Genomic DNA, 11,252 nt, shown 5'->3' on the forward strand with positions numbered 1-11,252 from the left:
CTGTAAATATTTAGTAAAAATGCAATAAGATGGTGCGTATTTTTAGCCTACGATTCAAAGGTAATTTGCGCTAAAAACCTCACATCCAACCCCGAGATCAGTTACTCTGTAGGGAATGCAAATCGGACGTATATACGAGCATGAAAGTATTCGAAAAAATTTATCATAGGGCTGCCGAGCGTAAAGGCTCTGAGGCGGCGCTAAAAGCTAAGCTTAGTCAACCATTGAGTACCGAATCGCTATTGGCATTAAGTGATGATCAATGGTTAGAAGAATTTACGCGCAAGATATTTCAAAGTGGGTTTTATTGGGCGGTGGTTGATAATAAATGGGACGGCTTTAGAGAAGTGTTTTGGCAATTCTCAATCGAGAAGTTGTTAATGATGTCTCCTGAAATGTACGAGCAACGTAGTCAGGATGAACGAATCATTCGTAATGCTAAAAAGGTAAAAAGTATCGCTGATAATTGCCATATGATTTTTGAAGTGCAACAACAGCATGGCCGCTTTAGTGAATTCGTCGCAAACTGGCCGGAAGACAATATTGTTGGTTTGTGGCTGTACTTGAAAAAGCATGGCTCGAGACTTGGGGGGAATACTGGCCCTTACGCGCTTCGTGTGTTAGGTAAAGATACGTTTTTACTGAGTAAAGATGTCGAAACGGTACTACGTGCCGAGGAGATCATTGATGGTGGCTTGCAAAGTCAGAAGTCACTGCAAGCGGCGCAGCAATTTTTCAATGAAATGCGTCAATATAGCGGGCTTAGCTTACAAGAGTTAAGCCAAATTGTGTCAATGAGTGTTGGTGACAATATTCGCTAAAAATGGAGATGACCGCATGGTATTTTTTCAGCCTTATCAAGGCTCTGCTCTGCTCTTTAAGGAGCAACCAGCAAGATTTAATCAGCCCACATTACTATTATCCAATACGCAGTTGCTAGTTAAGCTTGAGCTAGAGAAATACGACACCACTGCGCTTGCTGAACTGTTAAGTGGTCAGCGCCCTTTAGACAATATTGAGCCTACGAGCTTAGCCTACAGTGGTCATCAGTTTGGGCAATTTAACCCGTTACTTGGTGATGGCCGAGCGCATTTAATTGGTGGAGTGAAACTTGATGACGGACGTCAATACGACCTGCACTTGAAAGGCTCTGGAGCGACGCGATTTTCTCGAGGCGGTGATGGTTTTTGTGCGCTAGGACCTGCGGTACGTGAGTTCATCATGAGCCAAGCTATGGTTGGCTTGGGTGTTCCAACTACGGAATGCCTGGCTGTTGTAACCACTGGACACCATGTTTATCGTCAAGGTGAAGTACCTGGCGCGGTTGTATGTCGTGTGGCAAAAAGCCATATCCGCATCGGCACCTTACAATATCTGGCTACTCAGCAAAATAAAGATGAGCTATGGAGCCTACTTAACTTGCTGGGCGAGCAATTATTTGAGGGATTTAAAGTTAAGTCCGAACAGGATGTACTCGAATTGTTTCGTGAAGTGTGTGAACAGTTGGTTGACTTAGTCGTCGAGTGGATGCGGGTAGGCTTTATTCATGGCGTGATGAATACCGACAATATTTTGCTCAGTGGCGAAACGATAGACTTTGGCCCTTGTGCAATGATGGAAAAGTTTGATTTTAACGCCGTGTTTAGCTCTATCGACCGCCAAGGCCGTTATGCGTTTGGTAACCAGCCAAACATCATGAATTGGAACTGTGCTCGACTTGCCGAGGCCTTATTGGTGTTGTGGCAAGATGAGCAAGCGGGAATTGAAGCATTTAGTCAAACTTTAGCGGAGTTTTCTGAATCGTTTAATCGCAAGTATAAAGATATGTGGGCGGCTAAGCTTGGTATTGATGAATGGAGCGACGCAGACGACATTCTACTTAGTGACTTACTCAAGTTGATGACGGAGCACGAACTAGACTTTACCAATACCTTTGCGGCACTAACTAATAGCTTGCTTGGTCATCCAAACAAAGCTTTATCCGTGCCAACGGAGTTGGAGAGCTGGCAGCGACAATGGGCGCAAAGGCGTGCTGCCGATGAGGTTGCGGCTAACTTGATGAGTCAAGCTAATCCGATACTTATCCCCCGTAATGCGTTGGTGGAGGCTGAGATTGCACTATTTAATCGTCAAGGCATGAGTCAAACGCTAGAGGATTGGCTAACTGCGTTGACGTCGCCCTATGATTACAAAGACTATCCTGAATCGTGGACCAGCGCGTCTACACCGGCCCACTATCAAACTTTTTGTGGAACCTAAATGGCAGAACAGCAGCTTTCTTGGCAAGAAATTAAACGTAAAGTCCTTGAACACAAACGGCCACTTATTAAGGCGCATATCATCGCCCTGTTTGCCGCGTTGGTGAGTGTCCCTATCCCTTTGATGATGCCGTTGCTGGTCGATGAAGTCTTACTAGACAAACCAGGCAGAGCAGTGGCTTGGATGAACTCAGTATTGCCCGAGCAATGGCATGGCCCCAGTGGCTATATCGTGGTTATTTTGTTGGCTGTAATAACCATGCGCTTGGCCAGTTTGGTGTTAGGGGTGATGCAGTCACGCCAGTTTACTATTATTGGCAAGGACATTAGTTATCAAATCCGTGAGCGCTTACTTACGCATTTACCTAAAGTTCAACTGAAGGAGTACGAAAGCCAAGGCGGTGCAGCAATTAGTTCTCGCTGTATTACCGATGTAGAAACCTTGGATAAATTTATCAGCCAAACCTTGTCACGCTTTTTAATCGGTTTACTCACAATCATTGGCACTGCGGCGATTTTGCTTTGGATTGATTGGATGTTGGGGCTGGTGATCTTGTTGCTCAATCCGGCGGTCATTTATTTTTCTCGGCAGTTTGGCAAACATGTTAAAGAGCTGAAAAAGGAAGAGAATGCTGCATTTGAGGCACTGCAAACTTCACTAGTCGAGACGCTAGATGCTATTTCTCAACTAAAAGCCGTTCGTCGAGAGGGTAACTACTTTGCACAAGTTAAAGTAGCCGCCAAAGATCTCAAACATTACGCGGTGCAGTCACAATGGAAAACGGATGCCGTTAACCGCTTAAGCTTTACCGTGTTTTTGGTCGGGTTCGAGTTTTTTCGTGCTGTCGCTATGTTTATGGTGGTGTTTTCTGATTTAACGGTCGGCCAGATATTTGCGGTATTTGGTTACCTTTGGTTCATGATGGGGCCTGTACAGGAAATTCTTGGTATTCAATATGCGTACTATGGTGCCTCGGCGGCGCTTAGTAGGTTAAATCAGGTTTTTAATTTTGCGACAGAAGCACAATATCCCGCTACGAAAACCGTCTTTGATTCATCTCAGGTTGATATCAAATTTGCCAATATAGACTTCGCTTACGTTGCAGAGCAACCCGTGCTCAAGCAGGTATCTTTGCATATTCCAGCAGGGAAAAAAGTAGCGTTAGTAGCGGTGTCTGGAGGTGGTAAATCTACTTTGGTGCAATTGCTTTTGGGATTGTATGAAAAGCAAAGTGGCGAGATTCATATAAATGACACGCCAGTAGAGCAAATTGGTTACGAAGCAGTGCGAGATAATATAGTGACCGTATTGCAGCAGCCGATACTCTTTAATACCAGCATCCGTGAAAATCTAGCAATGGGACGAGAGGTATCTGACCAAGTGCTGTGGCAGGCACTCCGAGTTGCAGAGCTAGCTGATACCGTACTTGCTCTGGCTGACAAATTAGATGCGCAAGTTGGTCGCAACGGGATTAAATTGTCCGGAGGACAGAAGCAAAGGTTAGCCATTGCTAGAATGGTTGTTGCCGATCCTAAAGTGGTGGTGTTGGATGAAGCAACCTCGGCACTTGATATTGAGACTGAGGCAAAAATTCATCGCAATTTGCAAGCGTTTTTGGCTGATAGAACGACTTTGATTATTGCGCATCGACTGAGCGCAATAAAACAAGCCGACTTAATTTATGTTTTAGATGATGGTGAAGTGTCCCAGTATGGAGAACATAAGGATTTGTTAAAGGAACAAGGCCTGTATCAAATCCTATTTGGTCATCAAAATTAATTCATAAATAGCAAAAATTCCTTATGTAACGTTAAGTAAACATTAATAGACGAGCTAATATTATCTATGCAACGTAATCGGTAGACGCATTTTCTGATAGACTATCCGAGTCGATACTCAATGCGTAAACTAACAGAGATGGGAAGGAATGATGAAAATTAAAACTTTGAGCTTACTAGTTGCGATGGCAGTGACAGCCAATGCAAATGCAAACACTACTGAGCCTACAGAAGGTGTATATCTTGGTGTGTTTGGTGATTACTATGATGCTGATTGGCAGAATCACCGTGATATGGCTGGTCTAGACGTAGAAGACTCTACAGGCTGGGGTGCTGAAATTGGCTACCGCTTTGACAAGTTTTGGAGTGGTCGTATCGAATATGCAGATATGGATTTCGACCTTGGTGGTATCAGCAATGGTTCAATGGACGCCGAGCGTTACGGTATCGACGGCTTGTATCACTTTGATGGTGGTCCATTCTACGGTCTAGTGGGTATCAAAAAGATGAACCTAGATGTGATCTCAGATAACACCTTTGCTAACGTAGGTGCTGGTGTTCGTCATTACTTTACCGATCACTTGTTCGTAAATGCAGAAGCGGCGGTTTACCAAGGCTTGGAAGCTGGTTTTACTGATGTTGGTGGTAAAATCGGTATCAACTACTCGTTTGGTAGCGCAGGTAAATCGGAAGAGGTTGCGCCAGCCCCAGCTCCTGTAGTTGCAGAAGCACCGCAAGACAGTGACAAAGATGGTGTTGTGGATAGCGAAGACAAATGTGCTAACACACCAATGACGGATGCCGTTGATGCGTCTGGCTGTACTTTGTACGAGACTAAAGAAGACAAAGTAAGCCTGCTAGTCCGCTTCCCGCATGACGATGCAACTTTCTCACAGCAATATGTTGATGATATCAACGCGGTTGCTAAGTTCTTGAAAGAGCATAAAAATGCAGATGTTGTGATTGAAGGTCACGCGTCAGCTGTGGGTGATGCTGATTACAACCAAAAGCTTTCTGAGCGCCGCGCGAAAAACGTTGCTGAGAAACTCGTTGATATGGGTGTAGATTCAATGCGTATTACTACGGTTGGTTACGGTGAAGAGCGTTTGAAAAACCCAGCAAACACGCTAAAAGCACATGCGGAAAACCGTCGTGTAGAAGCGCACGTTTCTTCTAAAGAGAAAGTAAAAGTTAAGCGTTAATTTTCAACTTAGCTTATGCAAAAAGGCTCCTTCAGGAGCCTTTTTTGATCCCACCAAGCATACCTTTTCGCAAAATTAAAATGATTCTCGTTTGACTAATATTCATCAAAATATACTTGTTTCGGTATGCTTATTCATTGTATTTATAGTGACTATAAGGCGAGGTATCGCATGCAAGATTTTCATCTATACTCAAAGACCTTATAATTGTTCATTATATTTTATGGTCAAGGGAATGGTTCAGCCGATTGCATCAATAATCGCAGCCAGATCATTTACTTGTCTGTCCACGTCACCAAGAGGGCAATATTGTGCTTCAAGAATATCGTAAACACGTAGAAGAGCGTGCCGCGCAAGGTATCGTGCCTAAGCCGTTAGACGCGCAGCAAACTGCTGACCTTATCGAATTACTAAAAACTCCACCAGCAGGTGAAGAAGAGTTCATCGTTGATCTATTTATCAACCGTGTACCGCCTGGTGTAGATGATGCCGCATACGTAAAAGCAGGCTTTTTGGCTGCAGTAGCGAAAGGCGAAGCGGAATCACCGCTCATTTCAAGAGAGTATGCAGCTGAACTACTTGGCACTATGCTTGGTGGTTACAACATCGCGCCGATGATCGACCTACTAGACGATGCCGCTATCGCGCCAATCGTTGCTAAAGGTTTGTCTCACACGCTACTGATGTTTGACGCATTCTACGATGTAGAAGAAAAAGCAAAAGCGGGCAATGAGTTTGCTAAGCAAGTGATCGAGTCATGGGCAAATGCAGAATGGTTCCTTGAGAAACCAGCCGTCGCAGACAAGATTTCAGTGACTGTATTTAAAGTAACTGGCGAAACAAATACAGACGACTTGTCTCCAGCACCAGATGCTTGGTCTCGTCCTGATATCCCATTACACGCGCTGGCTATGCTTAAAAACGAGCGTGATGGTATCAACCCTGATAAGCCAGGTGAAGTAGGTCCAATTGCACAACTTGAAGCGCTTAATGGTAAAGGTTTACCGCTAGCGTACGTAGGTGACGTTGTTGGTACAGGCTCATCTCGTAAATCTGCGACTAACTCTGTACTTTGGTTCATGGGTGATGACATTCCATTCGTACCAAACAAGCGCGTTGGTGGTGTGTGTCTGGGTGGCAAGATTGCGCCTATCTTCTTCAACACCATGGAAGATTCTGGTGCACTACCGATTGAGCTTCCAGTTGACGAACTAAACATGGGCGACCAAATCGACATCTTCCCTTACGAAGGTGTGGTTAAGCGTCACGGCACTGACGAAGTTATCTCAACGTTCTCACTGAAATCAGACGTAATTCTAGATGAAGTGCGTGCAGGCGGCCGTATTCCACTGATCATTGGTCGTGGCCTTACGGACAAAGCTCGTACGTCTCTTGGTCTTGAAGCTGAAGACATCTTCCGTAAGCCTAAGTTAGTGGCTGATTCTGGTAAAGGCTTTACGCTTGCACAGAAGATGGTTGGTAAAGCATGTAATATGACAGGTGTACGCCCAGGTCAATACTGTGAGCCAACAATGACAACGGTAGGTTCTCAGGATACTACGGGTCCAATGACGCGTGATGAGCTTAAAGACCTTGCTTGTCTTGGCTTCTCTGCTGATCTTACGATGCAGTCATTCTGTCATACCTCAGCTTATCCTAAGCCAATCGATGTAAACACACACCACACACTTCCTGATTTCATCATGAACCGTGGCGGTGTATCGCTACGCCCTGGTGATGGTGTTATCCACTCATGGCTAAACCGTATGCTACTGCCTGATACGGTAGGTACAGGTGGTGACTCGCATACTCGTTTCCCACTAGGTATTTCATTCCCAGCAGGTTCAGGAGCGGTAGCATTCGCAGCTGCAACGGGTGTAATGCCGTTGGATATGCCTGAGTCAATCCTTGTTCGTTTTAAAGGTGAAATGCAGCCGGGTATCACATTACGTGACCTAGTACACGCTATCCCTTACTATGCAATCCAGCAAGGCCTATTGACGGTTGAGAAAAAAGGTAAGATCAACGAATTCTCTGGCCGTATCCTTGAAATCGAAGGTGTTGAGCACCTAACGGTTGAGCAAGCGTTCGAACTATCTGACGCATCTGCAGAGCGTAGTGCGGCAGGTTGTACCGTTAAGCTTTCACAAGCGTCTATCGAAGAGTACCTAAACTCTAACATCGTGATGCTTAAGTGGATGATCTCTGAAGGCTATGGTGATGTACGTACTATTGAGCGTCGTATCACTAAGATGGAAGAGTGGTTAGCAAACCCTGAGCTAATGACTGCTGACGCGGATGCAGAATACGCGCATACCATTGAGATTGATCTTGCTGATATCAAAGAGCCAATCCTTTGTGCACCGAATGACCCTGATGACGCACGTCTACTTTCAGCGGTAACAGGTGAGAAGATCGATGAAGTATTCATTGGTTCTTGTATGACTAACATCGGTCACTTCCGTGCAGCGGGTAAACTACTGGATAACTTCGGTGGTCGTCTACCAACGCAACTATGGGTTGCTCCACCAACGAAGATGGACCGCGATCAGTTAACCGACGAAGGTTACTACGGTATTTACGGTCGTGTAGGTGCACGTATCGAAACTCCAGGATGTTCACTATGTATGGGTAACCAGGCACGTGTTGCTGATAAAGCAACGGTTGTTTCTACCTCGACTCGTAACTTCCCTAACCGTTTAGGTACAGGTGCAAACGTATTCCTTGCATCAGCAGAGCTTGCAGCGGTAGCTGCTATTCTTGGTAAACTACCAACACCTGCTGAATATCAAGAGTATGCAGAGAAGATCAATGCAACGGCTGCGGACACTTACCGTTACTTGAACTTCCACAAGATGCCTCAGTACACTAAAAAAGCAGACTCAGTGATCATTCAACAAGCGGTCTAATTACTCGCTCTAGAATTCATTGAAAGAAAAAAGCCAGCGCATGTTGGCTTTTTTTATGCACATAAAACGCTCATCTTAAATGGTGTTATCAAGCATTATTTTAAATCTAGATAAGTAATCCATTAAAGTGGTTTTAAGTGGGTTTTTATTGCGTTTTAGTTGTTAAAATCCCGTTTTTTTAAACAGTAATTTTCTCTGGTTTTATTAGAATTGTCGGCAAATTCTCATCAATGGGCGAGAGGATCATGACAACAGTAAACAACCAGAATTTATTACAACTACGCTTTTTACCGCAGTCACATATCGACGCAGTTAAGCCTTTTTTCAATCAACTTCCAGATAACCCTTATGCCGATGGTGCATTCAGAAAGCGCCGTTATTCTGTGGTTAAATTCACTGGCGGTGAAGTGACATTGCAGCCGACTAAGGCTTTCGTTCAAGACGATTCAATTAATACTTTCCAAGGTAATATTGAGCGTGTTTACGAAAACCTTGAGCTGGACATGTTAAACACCGATGGCTTTAAGCATATGCTTGCTGAATTCAAAGCCATGACAGGAATTGCAGACGATACCAGCATAGAAGTGCATCAGTTTCGCATGTTAGCGATTGAAAGCGATACCCCTCCCGCGCCAGAAGGTGTGCACCAAGATGGCTTTGACCATGTGTGTGTTTGTGGTGTTTCTCACGAAAATATCGCTGGTGGCGAGCTATTGGTATATGAGCACAAAGAAGCCGAACCTTGCTTCAAAATGGAAATCAAAGATGGTTTATTTGCGCTCGTAAATGACCGTGAAGTGTGGCATAACGCAACACCAATGAACAAGCTAGATGCCGAGCAAGTTGGTTATCTAGACTGCTTCGTATTTACAGCCTAAGAGGGTAGTATGGATTTAAATCAAGTGCGTCGTCAGTTCCCTGCGCTTATGCAAAATATTGGTGGAACCGCGCCAATCTTCCTTGATGGTCCGGGTGGCTCTCAAGTCCCGCAATCCGTGTTGAGCGCGATGTCTGCTTACCTAGGTTATTTTAACTCTAACTTAGGCGGTGCATTTTTTTCGAGCGATAAAACCGTCAGTTTGATGAGTGAAGCACGTCAAGCCGTTGCTGATCTGCTTAATTCGCCAAGTGCGGATCAAATTGTATTTGGTGCTAACATGACCAGCCTTACGTTTAGCTTCAGCCGTGCGTTATCTCGCGAATGGCAAGCGGGCGATGAAGTAATTGTGACCAATGCAGATCACTACTCAAACGTTTCTTCTTGGCGTCAAGCCGCCGAAGATAAAGGTGCGACGGTGCATGCAGTGCGTATTAATGAAACCGACTGCACGCTTGATCTTGCGCATTTTAAATCACTACTAAACGCCAAAACTAAGTTGGTTGCAGTGACATATGCATCGAATACAACAGGCTCTATCAACGATATTAACCGTATTGTGGAGCTTGCGCACCAAGTTGGTGCATTGGTGTATGTTGATGCTGTGCATTATGCACCTCATGAACTGATCGATGTACAAGCATTGGATTGCGACTTTTTAGCGTGCTCTGCCTATAAGTTCTTTGGTCCGCATGTTGGCATTGTTTATGGTAAGCGTGAGCATTTAGAAGGTTTTACGCCGTACAAGGTTGAACCGGCAAAAGACATTATTCCAGGCCGCTGGGAAACTGGTACGCAGAGTTTCGAAGGACTAGCGGGTGTTGTTGCGGCGATTGACTACATCGCTTCACTTAGCGAGATGAGTGCAGATACCCCACGCCGTGAGAAACTGGTTGAGGCGTTTGCACGCACAAAAGCGCATGAGATGCAGCTTAGCCAACACTTTTTAACGCGTTTAGCCGAATTTAAAAAGATTAAACTTTTTGGTATCGAGTCACGTGAGCGACTTGCTGAGCGTACACCAACGTTTGCTTTGACATTTGATGGCATCGAGCCACGTACCGTGTCGGAATTCTTAGGTAAAAAGCACATGTGCGTATGGGATGGCAACTTCTACGCCCAAGGGCTTTGCGAGCAGCTAGGGGTGATGGATAAAGGTGGGGTTGTTCGCATCGGTTGTATGCATTACAACACCATAGAAGAGCTAGATAGCTTGTTTGATGCATTCAGTGAGCTATTAGCATAATAAAAAGTGGGAGCTATGGCTCCCATTGCTCATTTAGGTTCCTTGCCCTTCAATAAATGCATTGAGCTTTGCAATGCGATGGCTCATACCTTCAATGAGCTTATCTTTGATTTTTTCCCGGATCACATTGGGCAAGCGCGTTAATGCATCTGGGGTTATCGCCAATATGATGCTGTCTTTTAACGCTTGTGCGCTAGTGCTGCGTTCTCGGTTAGTGATAAACGCACCTTCACCTAAAAACTCTCCAGGACCAACTTTACCTAAATCATGGGCCGCATCTTGTTTAAAAATCAAAAACTCACCGCTTAATACAATATACAGGCGATTGTCTTTTTCAAAGCGTTTGAAGGCATGACGCTCTTGTTGCACCAGATATAAGTGACCAAAAGACTCGAGTAACACTTGGCGTTCGGCAAGCGTAAACTCTTTAAAAAACGCTAAGCGATTGATGATCTCTAGTTGTTTAAACAGTGGCACATTTTCAAGCAGTTTCACAGGCTTACATAAGTTAGTACATTGTCTTTATTAAATAGTGGCGACTTTTTTTGATTAGAGCAATGATTTTTTATTGTCGCTTACACCAATCTACTTGATTATGTCGCCAACTATTTATGTGGATTGGTATATAACGATAAGCGACATGAGTTAAATCATTCTAGCAAGCGGGATCGTACGGTGAAGTAGGGCATGTCATCCCCTGATAGCTGATACAGCCTTTATTGTGTGGTGAGGTAACATCATAACCACCAGCTGCTTGCGGTGTAAGCTCATTTGCTAGCTTCTTGCTGTTAGATAGGTGTTTTAGTGATTTTTTATTCAATGTAATTTTCATAGCGATTCCTTTACAAAATGTAAGTTATGCCGAGTAACAAGATACGGCATAGTCCAAGCTACTGGTTATTTGTGTGATTTTCAATCAGATATTATTCATTTTGGGAACTGGAGTAGTGGGGGAAAAGCTGAGTCATAATACTCAGCTTG

General features: G+C 44.4%; 9 protein-coding genes. 7 read left to right on the forward strand and 2 right to left on the reverse strand.

What is annotated here, in order from left to right:
• The first annotated feature begins 140 nt into the window (after positions 1-140).
• From EXT47_RS00565 to EXT47_RS00595, 7 genes are all read left to right on the forward strand, one after another.
• On the forward strand, positions 141-821 hold the full coding sequence (locus EXT47_RS00565; RefSeq protein ID WP_039494758.1) for a DNA-3-methyladenine glycosylase I: 681 nt from the start codon (positions 141-143) through the stop codon (positions 819-821).
• Positions 805-2,259 carry a YdiU family protein gene (locus EXT47_RS00570; RefSeq protein WP_240701577.1) on the forward strand — a complete coding sequence of 485 codons (1,455 nt, stop codon included), beginning with the start codon at positions 805-807 and terminating at the stop codon, positions 2,257-2,259. The genes EXT47_RS00565 and EXT47_RS00570 overlap by 17 nt, the downstream gene beginning before the upstream one ends.
• Entirely contained in the window at positions 2,260-4,038 is a 1,779-nt protein-coding gene (locus EXT47_RS00575) for an ABC transporter ATP-binding protein (protein ID WP_130125711.1), read from the forward strand.
• Positions 4,039-4,189: 151 nt separating this feature from the next.
• Positions 4,190-5,239, forward strand: a complete 1,050-nt coding sequence (locus EXT47_RS00580) for an OmpA family protein (protein ID WP_039494753.1) — start codon at positions 4,190-4,192, stop codon at positions 5,237-5,239.
• Positions 5,240-5,550: 311 nt separating this feature from the next.
• A complete protein-coding gene (acnB, locus tag EXT47_RS00585) occupies positions 5,551-8,148 on the forward strand; it encodes a bifunctional aconitate hydratase 2/2-methylisocitrate dehydratase (protein ID WP_010374439.1) in 2,598 nt (865 codons plus the stop codon).
• Between the two features lie 245 nt (positions 8,149-8,393).
• The gene (locus tag EXT47_RS00590; RefSeq protein ID WP_010374441.1) at positions 8,394-9,026 is read left to right on the forward strand and encodes a 2OG-Fe dioxygenase family protein; all 633 of its coding nucleotides are present in this window, start codon (positions 8,394-8,396) and stop codon (positions 9,024-9,026) included.
• 9 nt (positions 9,027-9,035) lie between these two features.
• Complete coding sequence (locus EXT47_RS00595; protein ID WP_130125712.1) at positions 9,036-10,271, forward strand: cysteine desulfurase-like protein; 1,236 nt, start codon at positions 9,036-9,038, stop codon at positions 10,269-10,271.
• 33 nt (positions 10,272-10,304) lie between these two features.
• Here the strand turns inward: EXT47_RS00595 and EXT47_RS00600 are convergent, their stop codons facing one another.
• Entirely contained in the window at positions 10,305-10,766 is a 462-nt protein-coding gene (locus tag EXT47_RS00600; RefSeq protein ID WP_130125713.1) for a cyclic nucleotide-binding domain-containing protein, read from the reverse strand.
• Positions 10,767-10,926: 160 nt separating this feature from the next.
• The gene (locus EXT47_RS23780) at positions 10,927-11,103 is read right to left on the reverse strand and encodes a hypothetical protein (protein ID WP_165383784.1); all 177 of its coding nucleotides are present in this window, start codon (positions 11,101-11,103) and stop codon (positions 10,927-10,929) included.
• Positions 11,104-11,252 lie beyond the last annotated feature (149 nt).

The organism is Pseudoalteromonas sp. CO342X, from assembly GCF_004208915.1.
Classification (GTDB): domain Bacteria; phylum Pseudomonadota; class Gammaproteobacteria; order Enterobacterales; family Alteromonadaceae; genus Pseudoalteromonas; species Pseudoalteromonas maricaloris.